At 73.4% G+C, this 21,298-nt stretch carries 2 protein-coding genes; both read left to right on the forward strand.

Features of this window, described 5'->3' with window-relative positions:
• Positions 1 to 10 precede the first annotated feature (10 nt).
• Complete coding sequence (gene asnB, locus ACFVX9_RS36885; RefSeq protein ID WP_387986286.1) at positions 11 to 2,005, forward strand: asparagine synthase (glutamine-hydrolyzing); 1,995 nt, start codon at positions 11 to 13, stop codon at positions 2,003 to 2,005.
• On the forward strand, positions 2,002 to 21,288 hold the full coding sequence (locus tag ACFVX9_RS36890) for an SDR family NAD(P)-dependent oxidoreductase (protein WP_387986289.1): 19,287 nt from the start codon (positions 2,002 to 2,004) through the stop codon (positions 21,286 to 21,288). Before asnB ends, ACFVX9_RS36890 begins: the two co-directional genes overlap by 4 nt.
• Positions 21,289 to 21,298 lie beyond the last annotated feature (10 nt).

Raw genomic sequence — 21,298 nt, forward strand, 5'->3', positions numbered from 1 at the left:
AGGACGGATCATGTGCGGGCTGGCTGGTTTCCTCTCGACCTCGCTGCACCCCGGTGCCACCGCCGAGGTCATCACCTCGATGCTGTCGAACATCCACCACCGCGGGCCGGACGAGGCGGGCTACTACCTCGACGACGGCATGGCCATGGGGGCGGTGCGGCTGGCCATCGTCGACCTCGCCGGTGGCTCGCAACCCATGTCGGACCCCTCCGGGCGCTACTGGATCTGCTTCAACGGCGAGATCTACAACCACATCGAACTCCGCGCGGAACTGGAGCGCCTCGGCCGCCCGTTCCGCACCAACCACTCCGACACCGAGGTCGTGCTCCAGGCCTGGATCCAGTGGGGGTCGGACTGCTTCACCCGGTTCAACGGCGCCTTCGCGGTCGCCATCAGGGACGCGGCGACCGGTGACCTGGTGCTGGCCCGCGACCGCTACGGCAAGCGCCCGCTGTTCTACGCCGACGCGGGCGGGGACTTCCTGTTCGCGTCCGAGATGAAGGCGTTCCGCGCCTTCCCCGGCTTCCGCTTCGAGTTCGACCCGAGGGAGCTGGCCACCACCTACGCCGCGTGGACGCCGCTGCCCGACCGCACGCCCTTCCGGGGCGTGCGCCAGCTGCCGATGGGCTCCGTGCTGACCATCAGCGCGGGCCGCCGCTCGCTGCGCCCCTACGAGGACCTCGACTTCGACGTGCCCGGCTTCGACGGCACCGAGGCCGAGGCGATCGACATGCTCCGGCAGACCCTGCGCACCAGCGTGGAGCTGCGGCTGCGCTCCGACGTCGAGGTCGGCGTCTACCTCAGCGGCGGCCTGGACTCCTCGATCGTGACGAGGCTGGCCACCCAGCTCTCCCCGTACGAGGTCCGCACGTTCTCGGTGGCGTTCCAGGACAAGTCCTTCGACGAGTCCGACAGCCAGCGCCTGGTCGCCGAGCACCTGGGCACCCTGCACACCGCCGTCCCGATCACCAGCGAGGACATCACCGAGCATTTCCCGATCGCCGTGTACCACGCGGAGGTTCCGACCTTCCGCACCTCGTTCGTGCCGATGTTCCTGCTGTCCCGGCACGTCCGCGACGCCGGGATCAAGACCATCCTCAGCGGCGAGGGCGCCGACGAGGCCTTCCTCGGCTACTCGCTGTTCCGCGAGACCCTGCTGCGCGCGCGGTGGAACGAGCTGACCGACGGCGAGCGCCGCACCCGGCTGGCCGGCCTGCACCCGGAGCTGGAGCACTTCGGCTCCGCCCACCAGGCCCATCTGCTCGGCCTGTACCAGCAGTTCTCGGTGGAACGGCTGCCGGGCCTGTTCTCCCACGAGATGCGGTACCAGAACGGGAGGTTCGCGGCCCGGCTGCTCGCCGACCGGATGGACCCGTTCGCCGACCTGCTCGACCTCGTCGCCGGGACACCCGGCTACCCGGACATGCCCGCGATGCACAAGGCGCAGTGGCTGGAGTACAAGACGCTGCTGCCCGGATTCCTGCTGTCCACGCAGGGGGAGCGGGCCGCGCTGGCGCACAGCGTGGAGAACCGCTGCCCGTTCCTGGACCCCGCGGTGGTGCGCGCGGCCGCGTCGGTGAACCTGCGCTACGACGACGGCCAGGTCGAGAAGGCCATCCTGAAGAAGGCGTTCCGCGCCGAGCTCCCGGAGTGGACCACCAGCCGCCCCAAGCAGCCCTACCGCGCGCCGGGCAGCGCCGCCTTCAAGGACAGTCGCCCGGACTACCTGGAACTTCTGCTGTCCGACCGCGAGTTGGCCGGGATCGGCTGCCTGGACGCGAAGTTCGCCCGGCGCCTGGTCGACAAGATCATGACCTCGCCGGTGGAGGAGGTCAGCACCAAGGAGGACCAGACCTTCCTCTACCTGCTGACGACCGCCGTGCTCCACCAGCAGTTCGTGCGGGGCGGCGGTACGGCGCCGACCGGAGCGTCGAGCGCCGCGCTGAACCTGCGGACGACCGTGGACAACCGCCGTGCCGTGCAGCGAGTGGGGGAGAGCCGATGAGCACCGACGACATCGCGATCATCGGCCTCGCCCTGCGCTTCCCCGGCTCCGACACCCTGGTCGAGCTGTTCGACCACCTCGCGGCCGGACGCTCGCTGATCACCGAGGTGCCCGCCGAACGCTGGTCCAAGGAACGCTACTTCGGCGATCCGCGCAGCGGCGAGGAGAAGACGTACAGCGTCTGGGCCGGGTTCGTCGAGGACGCCGACCGCTTCGACGCCGCCTTCTTCAACATCTCCCCGCGCGAGGCGGAGACGATGGACCCGCAGCAGCGGTTCGCGCTGGAACTGGCCTGGAAGGCCATCGAGGACGCGGGCTACCGGGCGGGCGAACTCGCGGGCAGCCGCACCGGCGTCTTCATGGGCCTGTGCCACGGCGACTACGCCGAGCTGATCGAACGCGACGACGTGCCGACCGACGCCTACTTCCCGACCGGCACGGCCTACTCGATCGTCGCCAACCGGCTGTCCTACTACTTCGACTTCCACGGCCCCAGCATCGCCAACGACACCGCCTGCTCCAGCTCCCTGGTCTCGCTCTACGAGGCCGTCGCCGCCCTGCACAACGGCGACTGCGACCTGGCGCTGGCCGGCGGCGTGAACCTGTGCTGGTCGCCGAAGCTGTTCGTGGCGTTCAGCAAGGCGAGCATGCTCTCGCCCACCGGCCGCTCGCACGCCTTCGACCAGGACGCGGACGGCTTCGTCCGGGGCGAGGGCGGCGCCGTCCTGCTGCTCAAGCCGCTGGCCAGGGCGCTGGCGGACGGCGACCCCGTGCACGCGGTGATCAAGGGCGTCGGCACCAACCACGGCGGCAAGACCAACTCGCTGACCGTCACCAACCCGGTCGCGCAGGCCGCGCTGATCGAGGACGTCTACACCCGCGCCGGTGTGACGCCCGAGACGGTGAGCTACATCGAGGCCCACGGGCCCGGCACGCCGGTCGGCGACCCGATCGAGATCGTCGGCCTCAAGCGCGCCTTCCAGAGCCTGCACGACGCCCACGGGACGTCACCGCGGCCGGACAGCACCGGCATCGGCTCCATCAAGACCAACATCGGCCACCTGGAATCGGCCGCGGGCGTGGCCGGCGTGGTCAAGGTGATCGGCGCGATGGCCGCCGGGACCCTCCCGGCGACGGTCAACTTCCGGACCAGGAACCAGCTGATCGACCTGGACGGCAGCCCGTTCTACATCGTCGGCGACACCCGGCCGTGGCCGGGCGGCGACGGGGCGCCGCGCCGGGCCGGCGTCAGTTCGTTCGGGTTCGGCGGGACCAACGCCCACGTGCTGCTGGAGGAGCACGTCGGCGGGCCGGCGGAGCGCGCCACCGAGCCTGCGGGCCCGTACGCCGTCCCGCTGTCGGCGAAGAACCTGGAGCGGCTGCGGGTGCTGGCCGCCGGCCTGCGGGACCACCTGTTGGCACCGGAGACCGCGCTGCGGCCGCGCCAGGCGCTGGCCGACATCGCGCACACGCTCCAGGTCGGCCGCGAAGCGATGCGGGTCAGGACCGTGTTCCTGGTCTCGGACCGGGAGCAGCTCGCGGCCGCGCTGGAGTCCGTCGCGGACGGCGAGGTGCGCAACCCCGCCGGAGCAGGGACCGAACTGGTCACGGCGGCGCAGGACTGGGCGAACGGGGGCGGCGCCGACTGGCCCGGGCATCCCGGGGCGCGTCGCGTGCGGCTGCCGACCTACCCGTTCGCCCGGGACCGGCACTGGTACGTCACACCGCCCGCCGAGGCGCCGGGCGCCGCGCTGCTGCACCCGCTCGTCCACCGCAACACCTCCGACCTGGCGCAGCAGCGCTACACCTCCACGTTCACCGGGGCCGAGCCCTTCCTGGCCTCGCACCTGGTCCGCGGCCGGAGGGTGCTGCCCGCGGTCGCGTACCTGGAGATGGCGCGGGCCGCGGTGGAGCGCGCGGCGGCCCGGGAGGGGGCCGTCCGGCTGCGCGACCTCGCGTGGCTGCGGCCGATCGTCGTCGGCGAACCCGTCGACGTCGACCTCGCGCTGACGCCGCGCGGGGACGCGATCGCGTTCGAGTTCCGGCAGGATGAGACGGTCCACAGCACCGGCTCTGCCGAACTGGTCACCCTGCCGGACCCGTCACCGCTGGACCTGGACGCCCTGCGCGCCGCCTGCCGCACCACCCGTAGCACCGACGAGGTCTACGCCGCCTTCCGCGCCCAGGGCCTGGAGTACGGCCCGGCCATGCGCGCGCTGCGCGGGCTCCGGCTGGGCCGCGACGAGGCGATCGCCCGCATCCGGACCACCGGCGCCGACGGCTGCGTGCTGCCGCCGAGCGTCCTGGACGCCGCCTTCCAGACCTCCGTGGTCCTGACGGGCGCCGCCGCCGGCCCGACCCTGCCCTTCACCCTCGACGAGCTCCAGGTGTACCGGCCCTGCCCGGCCGAGACCTGGGCCTGGGTGCGCCGCAGCGCCGGCTCCGGGGCGCTCACCACCTTCGACATCGACCTGTGCGACGGCGACGGCGTGATCAGCGCCAGCCTGCGGGGGCTCGCCCAGCGCACCACCGACGCCGGCCCGCGCGTCGTCACGGCGACCACCCGGTGGACCGACCGGCCGCTGGACGCGGACGGCGGCGCCACCCGCACCGCGCACCCCCTGACCCTGCCGGAGATCACCCGGGCGAGCCCGGCCGACGGCGTCGACGCCGCGACCGAGCAGGCGTTCGCCGAGGTCCAGCAGGTGCTCGCGTCCTCTCCTCGGACCGGGCACCGCTTCGTGGCCCTGGTCGACGCCCGGGTGCCGGCCCACTTCCACGCACCGCTGGCGGGCCTGTTCCGCACCGCCGCCCTGGAGAACCCGCTCGTCTCCGGTCGGGTCGTCCGGGTCGCCGGCCTGGACGCGGCCTCCACCGAGCAGCTCGCGCGGATCGTGCGGGAGGAGTGCGCCGACGACTCCGCCGACACCGAGGTCCGCTACACCGCCGACGGCACCCGGCAGGTCCTGGAACCCGTCGAGACGAGGCTCGACGCCGGACCGCAGGTGCCCGCGCTGCGGGCCGGCGGCGTCTACTGGGTCACCGGCGGCCTGGGCGGCATCGGCCGGCACCTCGCCCGCTACCTGGGCCGCGCGGGGGCGACGGTCGTCCTGAGCGGACGCTCCCCGGCGGGCTCGGTGGACGCCCTGCGCGCGGACGGGGTCGACGCGCACTACCTGCCGGTCGACGTCGCCGACGCCGCAGGCGTGCGCGCCGCGGTCGACACGATCGTGCGCGAGCACGGGTCGCTCGACGGCGTCGTGCACGCGGCCGGCCTGCTGCGCGACCAGTACCTGCTGCGCAAGGACCTCGCCGACGTCCGCCTGGTGACGGCGCCGAAGGTCCGCGGCACGCTCAACCTCGACGCCGCCACCCGCCACCTCGACCTGGACTTCTTCGCGCTCTTCTCCTCGGTCGCCGGCGTCTACGGCAGCCCGGGGCAGTCCGACTACTCGGCGGCCAACGCCTTCCTGGACGCCTTCGCCCGGCACCGCCGGACGCTGGTCGACGCGGGCGAGCGTAGCGGCCGGACCGTCGCGATCAGCTGGCCGCTGTGGGCCGACGGCGGCATGACGCTGGACGAGGTCACCCGAGACTCCCTGCGCCGCGAGCGCGGCTGGGAGGACCTGCCCACCGAGGACGGGCTGCGCGCCTTCGGCCGGGCCCTGCTCGCCGACGCCCCCGCGCACCTCGTCGTCGCCTACGGCTCCAAGGCCACCCTGGCCGCGCAACGCCGGGCGGCACCGGCCCCCGCGGCCCCGGCCACCGCCTCGTCCGCCACCGCCTCGTCCGCCACCGCTGCGCCGTCAGGCGGCGCGGGCGAGGGCGACCTGCTGCGGCGCACCGAGGAACTGCTCAGGGGGGTCGTCGCCGAGGTCCTGCGACACACCCCGGAGCACATCGAGTCGACCACCAACCTCATCGAGTACGGCATCGACTCGCTGAGCATCCTCGGGGTGACCGCCCAGCTGGAGAAGGTGTTCGGGCCGCTGTCCAAGACGATCTTCTTCGAGTACCTGAACATCGCCGAGGTGGCCGCGCACTTCGTGGAGACCCGGCGGGCGCAACTGGAGGCGGTGCTGGGGGAGTCGGGGAAGGCCGAAACCCCGGAAGCCTTGGAAGAGCCGGTCGTACAGCCCGAAGCCCCGGCGGTCCAGCCCGAGGCCCCGGCCGCGTCCGCCGTCACCGAGGTCCGCGAACCCGCGCGCGACGACCGGCACGACATCGCGATCATCGGAGTGTCCGGCCGCTACCCCGGCGCCGACACGATGGACGAGCTGTGGGAGCTGCTGGAGAACGGCCGGCACACCTTCGAGGAGGTCCCCGCCGACCGCTGGGGCCACGAGGCCATCTACGACAGCGACCGGTCCGTCCACGGCAAGAGCGTGATCCGGACCGGGACGTTCCTGCGCGACCTCGACAAGTTCGACCCCCGCTACTTCCGCATCTCCAAGCGCGAGGCCGAGCAGATGTCCCCGGAGGTGCGGCTGTTCCTCCAGTCGGGCGTGGAGGCGCTGGAGGACGCCGGCTACTCGCGGCAGACCATCCAGCGCCGCTACCAGGGCGACGTCGGCGTGCTCGTGGGGACCATGAGCAACCACTACAACCTGTACGGCTTCCAGAACAGCCTGACCAGGGGCGCGCCGCAGAGCGGCAGTTACACCGGGACGCTGCCCAACATGCTGTCCTACTTCTACGGCCTGACCGGTCCGTCGATCTTCCTGGACACCATGTGCTCGGCCTCGTCGACGTGCGTGCACCAGGCCGTGCAGATGCTGCGGGCCGGCGAGTGCCGGATGGTCGTCGCGGGCGGCGTCAACCTGATGCTGCACCCCTACAACCTGATCACCTCCTCGGAGGAGCACTTCACCACCGGCACCTCCGACGTGATCCGCAGCTTCGGCCACGGCGTGGACGGCACCATCCTCGGCGAGGGCGTCGGCGCGGTCGTACTGAAGCCGCTGGTCGACGCCGAGCGCGACGGCGACCACGTGTACGCCGTGATCAAGGGCACCGCCCTGTCCAACGCCGGGACGCGCAACGGCTTCACCGTGCCGAACCCGGGCATGCAGGCACACGCGATCCAGAAGGCGATCGAGGACGCCGGCGTCGACCCGAGGACGATCGGCTACGTCGAGGGACACGGCTCGGGCACCGCGCTGGGCGACCCGATCGAGGTCCGCGCCCTGACGTCGGCGTTCCGCAAGTACACCGAGGACCGCCAGTTCTGCGCCCTCGGCTCCGTCAAGGCCAACATGGGGCACCTGCTCGCGGCGGCCGGCATGATCGGCCTGGCCAAGGTGCTGCTCCAACTGCGGCACGGCAAGCTGGCGCCGTCCCTGCACAGCACGGAGCTCAACCCGGACATCGACTTCGCCGACACCCCCTTCCAGGTGCAGCAGAAGCTCGCCGACTGGCAGCCGATGGTCACCGAGGTGGACGGCCGCCAGGTCACCCACCCCCGGCGGGCCGGCATCACCTCGATCGGCGCCGGCGGCATGAACTCGCACATCATCCTGGAGGAGTACCCCGAACGGCCGGTGCGCCAAGAGCCCTTCGGCGAGCAGCTGTTCGTGTTCTCGGCGATGAACGAGGCCGCGCTCGGGCGCTACCTGGCCGTCTTCCGCGACCACCTCGCCGGGGCGCGGGAGGCCGACCTCCCCGACATCGCGTACACCCTGCGGGTCGGAAAGAACGAACTGCCGCACCGCTGGGCGTTCGTGGCGGGGGACCAGCGGTCCGCGCTGGCGGCCGTCGACGGCTACCTGGCCGGGCGGCGGGAGCTGCCCGCGCACGACCTCGCCACCACCTGGGTCGGCGGCAAGACCGTCGACTGGGACCAACTGCCGACGGCACGCCGGGTGTCGCTGCCCGCCTACCCGTTCGAGAAGGTGCGCTGCTGGATCGAGCAGACCGACGGCGCGCCGTCCGTGCTGGCCCCGCTGGCGCTGCGCGAGCGGCTGCACCCCTTCCTGGGGCGCAACGAATCCGACGTCCGGGGCCTGCGCTACGCCCTGGACGTCCACCTCGCCGACCTGCTCGACTACGGCTACCGCCTGGCCAAGACGCCGACCATCGTGCCCACCTTCGTGGTGGACCTCGCGCTGGCCGCCGCGAAGGTCAGCGGGTTCGCCGCCGAGGCGTCGGTCCACGACCTGCGCGTCCTGCGGCCGATCGACTGGTCCACGACCACGCGGCTCGTCACGGAGTTCGCCGACGGCCACGGCACCGTCCGGACCGGGGACGGGACGGCGGCGGTCGAGTTCACCGTGCGGGGGGCGGCCACGGCGCCCTCCGGCCGGGTCGAGCCGGCGGGGCTGCGGGAGGTCCTCAGCCGGGAGCAGTTCCTGGCCGAACTGGCCGAGGGCGGGCTGGACTACAAGCCGGCCTCGTGCGCGGTCGAGGGCGTGTTCCGCGCGCCGGACGGCCGGACGGTGCTGACCATCGGCAGTCCCGCGTTCCAGCAGGACCACGTCCGGCGCAACGTCACCGTCGAGCCGTTCGTGCTCGCGGCGATCGCCCAGGGCGTGCAGTGGGAGGCCAAGCGCGTCGGGGCGCCGGACTGGACCCTGGTCGCGCTCAACCAGGTCGCGGAGATCCGGGTGCGGGCCGGTTCGCCGGTCACGCACGTGGTCCTCGGCGACGACCGGATCCTGCTGCTCGGGGGCGCGGGCGAGGTCGTCGGGGAGCTGGCCGGGGTGCGGCGCGGTACCGGAGGAGTGGCGCCGGGCGATCGTCCGGCGCCGCAGGCCCGTTCGGTCCGAGAGCGGGAGCCGGCCGTACCGGCTGAGCAGGCTGTACCAGTGGTGTCGGCGGTGTCGGGTGTCGTGGACGTCCTGCGCGCCATCGCCGCCGAGATCCTCAAGTTCGAGCCGGAGGAACTCGACCCCGGCACCGGACTGGACGCGTTCGGCTTCGACTCCATCTCGCTGGTGACCTTCGCGAAGGAGATCCACGAACGGTTCGGGGTCGTGGTCAGCCCGGCGGTGTTCTTCGACGTCAGCACCCTGGAGGCGCTGGGCGCCCACCTGGTCGACGAGCACGGTGCCACGGTGAAGGCCGAGGCCAAGATCAAGGCCGAGGCTGAGGCGGAGGTCAAGATCAAGGCCGAACCCCAGCCCCAACCCCAACCCCAGCCGGAGCCGGTTCGCACCGGGCCCGACCCGCGCCGGCCGGTCGCCGTCATCGGCGCGGCCGGGCGCTTCCCGGGCGCCCGCGACCTGGACGAGTACTGGGCGAACCTGCTGGCGGGCAAGGACTCCGTCACCGCGTTCCCGCTGCACCGCTACGACGAGCAGCAGCGCAAGGCCATCGAGGCCCAGGACTTCCCCCAACGGATCGGAGCCCTGGACGACGTCGACGCCTTTGACGCCGGCTTCTTCCGCATCCTGCCGCGCGAGGCCGAACTGATGGACCCGCAGCACCGCCTCGTCCTGGAGACGGTCTGGCAGGCGCTGGAGGACAGCGCGTACCGGCCCGCCGACCTGCCGACCAACACGGGCGTGTTCATCGGCGTCACCGGCAACGACTACGCGACGCTGCTCGCCACGCTCGGCGTGCGACCGGACGCCTTCACCTCGACCGGCACCACCCACTCGATCCTGGCCAACCGCATCTCGTACCTGCTCGACGTGCGCGGCCCGAGCGAACCGATCGACACGGCCTGCTCCAGCTCGCTGGTGGCGGTGCACCGCGCGATCGAGGCGATCCGCTCCGGCACCTGCGACCTGGCCGTCGCGGGCGGGGTCAACGTGCTGCTCAGTACGGACACCTTCGTCAGCGCGCACCGCGCGGGCATGCTCAGCCCGGACGGCCTCTGCAAGACCTTCGACGCGGGCGCGAACGGCTACGTCCGCGGCGAGGGCGTCGGGGTGGTGGTGCTCAAGTCGCTGGCGGCGGCGGAGCGCGACGGTGACGCGATCCTCGGGGTGCTCCGGGGCAGCGCGTACAACCACGGCGGCCGGGCCAACTCGCTGACCGCGCCGAACGCCGACGCCCAGGCCGAGCTGGTGGCGGCCGCCGTCGGCGACCTCGACCCGGACACCATCGGCTACATCGAGACCCACGGCACCGGCACGGCCCTCGGCGATCCGGTGGAGGTCCGGGCGCTGCGCACCGCGTTCCGCCGGCTGGGCCGCAGCGACGACGGGGCGTGCGGCCTCGGCTCGGTCAAGACCAACATCGGCCACCTGGAGTCGGCCGCGGGCATCGCCGGGCTGCTGAAGGTGCTGCTCGCGCTCAAGCACGGCGTGCTGCCCGCGACCCAGCACCTCCAGGAGGTCAACCCGTACATCGAGCTGGCCGGCGGCCCGTTCCACATCGTGCGGGACAACGAGGCCTGGCCGCGCCCCCGCAGTGGTGACGGCGGCTCCGCGCCGAGGCGTGCCGGGGTGAGCAGCTTCGGGTTCGGCGGCGTCAACGCCCATGTGGTCGTCGAGGAGTACGTGCGCGGCGACCGGGGCGGGGAGGGCGACGGCGGGCCGGTCGCGGTGCCGCTGTCGGCCCGCACCGCCCGGCAGCTGACCGACCGGGCCCGGGGCCTGCTCGCCCACCTGGAGTCCTCGGAGTCGGAGCAGGTCTCGCTGCGGTCCCTCGCGTGGAGCCTCCAGGTCGGCCGCGAGGAGATGGCGGAACGGGTCGGCTGGGTCGTCTCGTCCCGTGCCGAACTCGTCGACGCGCTCAGGGCGTTCGTCGCCACCGGCGAGCGCGGAGCCGAGCCGGAGCCGATCGGGCGGTGGGTCGGCGGGGGCGCCGTCGACTGGCGTTCGCTGCTCGGCGACGGCACGCCCCGGCGTGCGCACCTGCCCGGATATCCGTTCGCCCGGGACCGCTTCTGGGCCCCCGGCACCCGGCAGGAGAGCGGCACGACCCTGCTGACCGCCTGCTGGACGCCGACGCCCGCCGCCGCGACCGCCCGGTACGACCGGCACGTCGTCGTGCTGTGCGGGGTCGACGGGGAGGTGCCCGAGGCGATCCGCCTCGACACGGCCGAGCAGCGGCCGGGGAGCCGGTTCCGCGACCTGTCGTGGCAGCTGCTGGAGACCGTCCGCGGCCTCGACGCCCGGGACGGCACCACGCTCGTCCAGGTCGTCACGGCGGACCTCGCCCTCGCGGGCCTGCTGCGGACCGTCACCAAGGAGAACCCGCGGATCGTCGGCCAGGTCATCGGCATCGACGGCGTCCAAGGCACTGACCTGGCCGCCGTCGTCGCGGAGAACGCCCGCGCCGCCGACGACCTGGTGCTCTACCGCGACGGCGTCCGGCACACGCGCAGCTGGACCCCGGCCGAACTCCCGGGCACGGGTACGGGAACGGCCTCCGGCAAGCCCTGGCGGGACGGCGGCGTCTACCTGATCACCGGCGGGGCCGGCGGGATCGGCGCCTCGACGGCCCGGCGCATCGCCGCCGACGTCCGGCGGCCGACCGTCGTGCTGGCCGGTCGCTCGCCGCAGGACGGCCGGATCGAGCGCCTGCTCGCCGAGTTGCGGCAGGCCGGTGCGGACGCGCGGTACGTGCGCGCCGACGTCTCCCGCTGGGAGGAGGTGCGGCACCTGATCGCCGAGGCGGGTGCCGTCACCGGCATCGTGCACGCCGCCGGCGTGGTGCGGGACTCGCTGCTCGCGGACAAGACCGCCGAGCAGTGGGACGAGGTCCTCGCGACCAAGGTGGACGCTCTCGTGCACCTCGACCGGGCCACCGGGCACTGCCCGCTGGAGTTCGTGCTGACCTTCTCCTCGGGCGCCGCGATCACCGGCAACCCGGGGCAGTCCGACTACGCGACCGCCAACGCCTTCCTCGACGAGTTCGCCGCCGTGCGCAACGCGCGGGTCGCCGAGGGGCTGCGCCGCGGGCGCACCCTGTCCATCGCCTGGCCGCTGTGGGAGGACGGCGGCATGCAGGTCGGCGAGCGGACCCGGGCCTATCTGTGGGAGGACCGGGGGCTGGCGCCGATGCCCACGGAAGCCGGGCTCACGGCGCTGGTCGACGCCTGGAACGCGGGGGCGGACCAGGTGTGGGTGCACCACGGCGACCCGGCGCGGGTGCCGACCGGAACGCCGGCCCCGGCCGCCGCGCCGACAACCCCTGCGTCGACAACTCCCGTTCCGACGGCTCCCGTTCGTAGCGCCGATCCGAACGTCCTCGGCCACCTCCTCGCCCTGTTCGCCGAGGTCAGCGGGCTCGCCCCGGGCACGGTCGACCCCGACCGCCCGCTGGTCGACATCGGCCTGGACTCGGTGATGGTCATCCAGCTCAACCGGGAGCTGGTGAGGACGTACCCCGAGGTCTCGTCGACGATCTTCTACGAGCACCCGACCCTGCGGGCCGTGGCCGGTCAACTCGCCGGCCTCCGGAGGGAACCGGCGCACCAGCAGGCGGTCACGGCCGACCGGCCGGTGGCGGGCGACCAGCCGGCGGCGGCCGCCGAGCAGCGGGCCACCAGTGCTCAGCCGACCGCCGTCCCCGACCAGCCGGCGCCCGGCGCCGACGAGCCGATCGCGGTGATCGGGCTGAGCGGCCGCTACCCGGGCGCCGCCGACCTGGACGAGTTCTGGGAGAACCTCACGGCGGGCCGCGACTGCGTCCGCGAGGTGGACCGCTGGCCGCTGGACGGCTTCTTCGAGCCGGACCGCAACACGGCCGTGGCCACCGGCCGCAGCTACAGCAAGTGGGGCGGCTTCCTGGACGACTTCGCCGCGTTCGATCCCCGGTTCTTCGGCATCGCCCCGCGCGACGCCTACGCCATGGACCCGCAGGAGCGGCTGTTCGTGCAGGCGGCGTGGGAGGTGCTGGAGGACGCCGGGTACACGAGGGCGCGCCTCGCCGAGCGCCACGGCCACGGTGTCGGGGTGTTCGCGGGCGTCACCAAGGTCGGCCACGCCCGGCACGAGGTGGGCCGGCTGCCCTCGGGCGAACTCGTGGTGCCCGGCCTGTCGTTCGCCTCGCTGAGCGCCCGCGCCTCCTACCTGCTCGACCTGCGCGGGCCGAGCCTGACGATCGACACCATGTGCTCGGCGTCGCTGACCGCGATCCACGAGGCCTGCGAGCAACTCCGGCGCGGCGCCTGCGAGGTGGCGATCGCCGGCGGCGTGAACCTCTACGCGCACCCGCTGGACTACGTCGAGCTGTGCCGCTCCGGGATGCTCTCGCCCGACCAGCACTGCCGCAGCTTCGGCACCGGCGGCCACGGGTTCGTGCCCGGTGAGGGCGTCGGGTGCGTGCTGCTCAAGCCGCTGTCCCGCGCGGTGGCCGACGGGGACCGCGTGCTCGCGGTGATCCGGGGCTCCAGCGTCAACCACGGCGGCCGTTCCACCGGTTACACCGTGCCGAGCCCGGTCGCCCAGGCCGATGTCGTCCGGCGGGCGCTGGACCAGGCCGGGGTCTCCGCCCGGCAGGTCGGCTACGTCGAGGCGCACGGCACCGGCACCGAACTGGGCGACCCGATCGAGATCACGGGCCTGACCAAGGCCTTCGAACAGGACACCGTGGAGCGGCAGTTCTGCGCGATCGGCTCGGTGAAGTCCGGCATCGGCCATCTGGAGGCCGCGGCCGGGGTGGCCGGTCTGACAAAGGTCCTGCTCCAGCTCAAGCACCGGCAGCTCGTACCGAGCCTGCACGCCGAACAGCTCAACCCGAACATCAGCTTCGAACGGACCCCGTTCCGGGTCCAGCGCGAACTGAGCCCGTGGCACTGCGACGGCCCGCGGATCGCGGCGGTGTCCTCCTTCGGTGCCGGTGGCTCGAACGCGCACGTGATCGTCGAGGAGTATTCCGTGCAGCCCACCGACGGCGCGATCAACGGCGCCGAACAAGCCCGACACGTCGAACAATCCCCACACGTCGTCGTCCTCTCCGCGAGGACTCCCGACCAGCTCACCGCGTCCGTCGACCGGCTGGCCGGGTTCCTCGACCGCAACCCGGACACCGCCCTCGCCGACCTGGCCTTCACGCTTCAGGTCGGGCGGGAGGCGATGGCCGAGCGGTACGCGGTCGCGGTCTCGTCGACGGCGGAGCTGAGGGCCGCCCTGCGGGCCGGCCGGGGGCACCGGGGCACCGCCGGGGAATCCGGCGGACTGCTCGCCGAGATCACCGGTGACGACGACCTCCAGGAACTGCTGGTCCGGCAGTGGATCGCGGCCGGCAAGCTGTCCAAGCTCGCGGCGCTGTGGGCGGCCGGCGCCGAGGTGGACTGGGAGCCCCTGCACCAGGGCGCGCCGCGCCGGGTGGTGTCGCTGCCGACGTACCCGTTCGCCAAGGAGCGGTTCTGGATCGGCGACCTGACCCGGCAGGCGCCGGCACCCGTGGCCGCACCTGCGCCCGCTCCGCTGCTCGCGCCGGTCGCGGCGCCGATCGTCCAACCCGCGGTCGTACACAGGGGATTGGAGGAGATCGTGCCCGCCGTGGTGCGGGAGAAGATCGCCCGCGCGCTGGCGATGGAGGTCGAGGAGGTCGAGGGCGGGCTGGCGTTCGCCGACTACGGCCTGGACTCGATCCTGGCGATCCGCGTGGTGGACCAGCTCAACGGCGCGCTGACGCTGGACCTGCCGACCAGCGTGGTCTTCGACTTCAGCACGGCCGACCGGCTGGCCGAGCACCTGCTCGCCGAGTACCGGGGCGTCATCGTCCACACGGAGGGCGCGACGGAGCCGGCGGACGCACGGGAGAGCGCCCCGCCACCGGTCGTGCAGCCCGCACGGCCCGTGGCGGTCGGGCAGCCGCACAGCGCCACCGTGAGCGTGGAGCGCGGGCCGATCGCGGTGATCGGCATGAGCGGCCGCTTCGCCGGCGCCGACTCGCTGGACGAACTCTGGACGCACCTGGCCGACGGCGACGACCTGGTCACCGAGGCGACCCGGTTCGACCTCGACGGCCTGAGCGCCTGCACCCGGGGCGGCTTCCTCGACCGCATCGACGAGTTCGACGCGATGTTCTTCAACATCTCCGGCACCGAGGCCGCGGTGATGGACCCGCAGCAGCGGCTGCTGCTCGAAGAGTCCTGGAAGGCCCTGGAGGACGCCGGCTACGCGGGCCGGATGGGCCGGGCGCGCTGCGGCGTCTACGTCGGGGCGTGGGCCGGCGACTACCAGGGGCTGCTGGATCCGGAGGCGCCGGCGCAGACCCTGTGGGGCAACATGACCTCGGTCATCCCGAGCCGGGTGTCGTACTTCCTCGACCTCAAGGGCCAGGCGATCGCCGTCGACACGTCGTGCTCCAGCTCGCTGGTGGCGATCGACCTGGCGTGCAAGGACCTGTGGTCCGGCGAGACCTCGATGGCGCTGGCGGGCGGGGTGTTCCTCCAGTCCACGCCGCGGCTGTACCGGCTCGCGGGCCGCGCCGGGATGCTGTCGCCGACCGGCCGCTGCCACACCTTCGACCACCGCGCCGACGGCTTCGTGCCCGGCGAGGGCGTCGGAGTCGTGGTGCTCAAGCGGCTCGCGGACGCGCTGGCCGACGGCGACCACATCCACGGCGTGATCAAGGCCAGCGGCGTCAACCAGGACGGCGCCACCAACGGGATCACCGCGCCGAGTTCGGTGTCGCAGGAGAGCCTGCTCGGCGAGGTGTACGAGCGGTTCGGCGTCGACGTGGAGCGGATCGGACTCGTCGAGGCGCACGGCACCGGCACCAAGCTCGGCGACCCGATCGAGTTCCAGGCGCTGAACCGGGCGTTCCGCGCCCGCACCGACCGGACGGAGTACTGCGCGGTCGGCTCGCTGAAGACCAACATCGGCCACACCCAGTTCGCGGCGGGCATCGCGGGCGTGCTGAAGGTGCTGCTGGCGATCAAGCACCGGAAGATCCCCGCCTCGCTGCACTTCGAGACCGCCAACGAGGCGATCCCGCTGGCGGGGAGCCCGTTCTACCTGAGCACCCGCACCCACGACTGGGAGAGCCCCGCCGGGGTGCCGCGCTGCGGGGTGGTGAGCTCCTTCGGCGCCAGCGGCACCAATGCGCACCTGGTGATCGAGGAGGCCCCGGCCGTCGCGAACACCGCCGCACGCACCGCCGCCGCGCCGCGGACGGACCACGTGGTGGTCCTCTCGGCGCGGACGGAGGAGCAACTCCTCGAACAGCGGCGCCGATTGGCGCTCCACGTCCGCGCCCACGCGTCGATCGACCTCGGCGACCTCGCCTACACCCTGGCCGTCGGCCGGCAGCGCTTCGCCCACCGCTTCGCCTGCGTGGTCCGCGACCGCGACGAGCTGATCCAGGTGCTGGACGGCACCGCCCCGGCGCGGCTGCCCGACGACGACCGGGCGCCGGCCGAGGGCCGACGCATCCCGCTGCCGACCTACCCCTTCGCCCGGGACCGCCACTGGGCCCCGACCGGCGGCAGCAGTGACAGTGGCATCAGCGGTGACGGCAACAACGTCACGCTGACCCGCACCGACGGCCTGCTGCGCGACCACGTGGTGCAGGGCCGTCACCTCCTGCCTGCGGTCGCCTACCTCGAACTCGCCCGCAAGGCGCTGGGCGCCACCCGGGTGCGGATGCGCAACGTCACGTGGGTGCAGCCGCTGGAGGTCGCGGACACCCCGGTCGACGTCCGGGTCGAGCTCCGCGCGAGCGAGCAGGGCGGGCACCGGTTCGAGATCGGCACCGGCGCCACCGTGTGCTGCGAGGGCGGCATCGCGCCGTCCGACGCCCCGCGCCCGGCACCGGTCGACCTCGCCGCGCTGCGCGCGGACTGCCGGGAGAGCGTGTCCGGTGAGCGGATCCACGAGGCCCTGGTGGCGATGGGCATCGACCACGGCCCGAGCCTGCGGGCGATCCGGCAGGCGCACGTCGGCTCCGGTCTCGTCCTCGCCGAACTCGCCCTGCCCGACTCGGCGGAGCCCGGACCGCTGGCGCCCGCGATGCTGGACTCGGCGATCCAGGCGGCCGTCGCGCCCCACCTCACCGGCATGCGGGACACCGCCGTGCCGTTCGCCCTGGACCGGCTCGACCTGTTCGCCCCGTGCCGGGCGGCGATGTGGGCCGTGGTGCGCGGCGGCGCGGCCGGGCCGCTCGACAAGCTCGACATCGACCTGGTCGACGCCGACGGCGCGGTCTGCGTGCGGCTGACCGGCTACACCTCGCGCCGCACCGTCCGCAGCGAACCCGCGCTGTACGCGCCCGTCTGGGACCCGACCACCGCGACCGAAGCGCCCGTGCCCGCCGGCACCGACCGGGTCCTGGTCGTCGGCGGACCGGCACCGCTCGACGGCGCGCTGACCTGGCCGCTGCCGCCGTCCGCCTCCGTCGAGGAGGTGACCGCCGCACTGCGCGACCTCGGACCGGTCGACCACCTGGTCTGGACGGCGCCCGAGCCCAAGCTCGACCCCGTCGACGCCGCCGGGTACACGGCCGCCCAGAACGACGGCGTCGTCGCCGCGTTCCGCCTGATCAAGGCGCTGATCGGAGCCGGGTACGACGCCCGGCCGCTGGGGATGACGCTGATCACCACCCGCGCGCTCGCCACCCACGCCGACGACCCCGTCCAGCCGGCGCACGCCGGGCTGCACGGCCTGTTCGGCTCCCTGGGGCGCGAGTACGAGCAGTGGAGCGTCCGGCGCGTCGACCTCGACGGCCCCGACTGGCCCGCCGACCTCACCGCCCTGCCCGCCCGCTCGTCCGAGGACGCCTGGGTCCGACGGGCCGGCCAGTGGCTGGCCCGGCACTGGGCGCCGTGCGAGGCGCCCGCGCGACCGGTCTACCGCGAGGGCGGCGTCTACGTGGTGATCGGCGGCGCCGGCGGCCTGGGCACCGCCTGGACCCAGCACGTGGTGCGGCAGTACGGCGCACACGTCACCTGGATCGGCCGCAGCGCACCCGACGCGGCCATCGAGGAACGGCTCCGCTCCGTCCAGGGGCGCGGCACCGTCCGCTACCTCAGCGCCGACGCCGGGGACCCGGCCGCGCTGCGCCGGGCCGTCAGCGCCGTCAGGGAGCGCCACCCGCGGATCGACGGGGTCGTGCAGGCCGCGCTCGTCCTGCGGGACAGCACCTTCGCCCGGATGGACGAGGCCACCCTGCGCGCGGGGCTGGCGGCCAAGGTCGACGTCACGACGGCGATGGCCGAGGTCTTCGACGGCGAGCACCTGGACTTCGCCGTGCTGCTGTCGTCGATGCAGTCCTTCACTACGGCGGCCGGCCAGGGCAACTACGCGGCCGGCTGCACCTTCAGCGACGCCTACGCCCACGCGCTCGGACAGCACTGGGACACCCCCGTCAGGGTCATGAACTGGGGGTGGTGGGGCAACCTCGGGAGCGTCACCTCCGAGTTCTACCGGGAACGGCTGAGCCGGGTCGGCCTGGTGTCGATCGAGCCGCGCGAGGGGCTCGCCGCCCTGGACGCCCTGCTCGGCGGGGACCAGCGGCAGCTGGCCTTCGTGAAGACCAACCAGCACAACACCCTGGCGAACTTCGACCGCGCCACCCAGGTCACCGTGCACGGCCGGACGCCCTCCCGGGTGCGCGGCGAGCTGCTGCTCGCGCCGGAGAGCGTGGACGGCCTGATGGACGAGGTCGTGCGGTGGCGCCGGACCGAGCGGGACCCGTGGCTGGCGAAGGTCCTGGCGGCCCAGCTGGCGACCGTCGACCACACCGCGATCCTGCCGGTGTACGCCGACTGGCTGGAGCACGCCCGACGGGCCACCGTCCCGGCCGGGCCGACGGAGGCCGTGTCCACGGCGGGCGTGCTCGCGGAGGCCGTGCTCGCGCAGTGGGACCGGCAGTGCGAGTCCTGGTCGGCCGACGCCGACCGCAAGGCCGAACTGCGGCTCGCCTCCGCCATGCTCCGGGCGCTGCCGGACATCGTGACCGGCCGGACCAGGCCCACCGACGTCATGTTCCCGCGCGGTTCGGTGGAGCTGGTCGAGGGCTGCTACCGCAACAACCACGTCGCGGACGTGTTCAACCGCGCCATGGCCGGCGCCGCCGTCGCCGTCGTGTCGGAGCGGCTGCGCCGCGAACCGGGCGCGCGGCTGCGGATCCTGGAGATCGGCGCCGGCACCGGCGGCACCAGCGCCGGGATGTTCGCCGCGCTCAAGCCGTACCAGGAGAGCATCGAGACGTACGTCTACACGGACCTCTCCAAGGCCTTCCTCAACCACGCCCGCGCCACCTACGGGCCGGGCGTGCCCTACCTGGACTGCCGACTGCTCAACATCGAACGGCCGCTGGCCGGGCAGGACGTCGGCGAGGGCGGGTTCGACCTGGTGATCGCCGCCAACGTGCTGCACGCGACCAAGGACACCCGCAACACCCTGCGCAACGCCAAGGCCGCGATGCGGGCCGGCGGGTGGCTGCTGCTGAACGAGCTGTCGGCCTTCGACCTGTTCAGCCACGTCACCTTCGGGCTGCTGGAAGGCTGGTGGCTGTTCGACGACCGCTCGCTGCGGATCCCGGGCTCGCCGGCGCTGTCGCCGGAGAACTGGCGGGACGTGCTGGCGGGGGAGGGCTTCGGGACGGTGGTGTTCCCGCTGCCGCAGGCGTTGCCGCTGGGGCAGCAGGTCATCGCGGCGGAGAGCGACGGGGTGGCCCGGCAGGCGGTCGGGACCAGGCCGAAGGGCGTCACCCGGCCGGTGCCTGCTGCGGCGCCAGTTGCGGCGCCAGTTGTCGCGCCTGCCGCGGTGCCGACTGTGCTGCCTGCTGCGGCGCCGACTGCGCTGCCGACTGCGCTGCCGACTGCGGTGCCGACGCCCCGGCCGGAGCCCGCGCCCGCCCCGGCGGCCGTGAGCCCCGCCCCCGCCCCCTCCACCGCGCCGTCGTCGCGCTCCGACCTGTCCGCGCTCATCCTCGGCAAGGCCGCGGCCGTGCTCGGCATCCCGGCCGAGCGGATCGACACCGCGGCCCCGCTCACCCACTACGGCCTCGACTCGATCCTGGTCCTCCAGCTCACCAACGCCCTGCGCGAGGAGTTCGGTGACGACGTCTCGGCCACCCTGCTCTTCGACGTCGAGACCGTCGACGGTCTGTGCGCCCACTTCGCGGGTGCAGGGGCCGCCGCGACGGCCACGGCGGATGCCCAGGCCGGCCCGGCGGGCGAGCGGTGGAACCTCTCGTGCGGCCAGCTGACCATGTACCGCGACCAGCAGCGCTCGCCGGAGTCGACCGCCTACAACCTCCCGCTCCTCTTCGAGATCCACGGCGACCTGGACGAAGCCGCCCTGGAGCGGGCGATCCGTGCCCAGAGCGGCATCCACCCGGTGCTGAGCGCCGTCTTCGGCGAGCGGGACGGCATGCCGTTCATGGACATCGACCCGGGCCGGGCGCCGTCCTTCGAGCGGGTCGACCTCACGGCCACCAAGCGCGCCGCCCAACTGGCCGGGCTGCGGGACTTGGTGAACCTCCCGTTCGACCTGGCGACGGGCCCGCTGGTCCGCGCGCACCTGGTCTCCCTCACCGGGGGGCGGCGCCTGCTGCTGATCACCGCGCACCACATCCTGCTGGACGGCACGTCCACGGCGGTCCTGATCCGCACGCTCAAGGAGGCCTACCAGGGCCGGGGGAGTATGAGCCGCACGAGCTACGGCGACTTCGTCGCCTGGGAGGAGGCGCTGCTCGCCGGCCCGCGCGCGCGGCAGCACCGGGACTACTGGCTGCGGGAGCTGGCAGGTCATCGACCGGCGCTCGCACTGCCCTACGACCGGCCGTACGACCCCAAGCGGATGCCCCGGGTGGACGTGGCGACGGTCAAGCTGCCGCCGCCGCTGGCCGCCGCGCTGGCGGACTCGGCGCGCGAGCACCGGGTCAGCGTCGCCACCGTGCTGTTCGCGACGTACGTGCGGTTCCTGCACCGGCTGACCGGGCAGGACGACCTGGTCCTCGGCATGACGGCGGCTGCCCGCTACGAGGAGCGGTTCCAGGACGTCGTCGGCCAGTTCGCGAACTGCCTGCCGATCCGCTGCACGGCCGTCGGCGGCTTCCCCGAGCTGCTGAAGTCCCTGCAGCGCAAGGTGGTCGGCGGCATCGAGCACGGCGGCTACCCGCTGCTGGAGATCGCCCGCGCCGTGGGCGCGGACGACGAACCGCTGGTCCTGACCAACTTCCTGTTCCAGAACTTCGACGGCGCCGACCTGCTGACCAACGCGGCCCCGGCCGCGTCCGGCGAGTTGGACCTGCGGCTGTTCGACGACCTGCCCTACGCCGGGGAGTACGTCCTGTCCGCCGAGTCCTACCGGGACGGCGAGGGGTTCAAGGTCTTCCTCAAGTACGACGCGAACGTCTTCGACGAGGCCACCGCGCGGAGCATGACGGAGGAGTGGTACGCGGTCATCCGCAAGGAGCTGGGCCTGCGGTAGGCCCTTCCAC

The organism is Kitasatospora sp. NPDC058243, assembly GCF_042882025.1.
Classification (GTDB): Bacteria; Actinomycetota; Actinomycetes; order Streptomycetales; family Streptomycetaceae; genus Kitasatospora.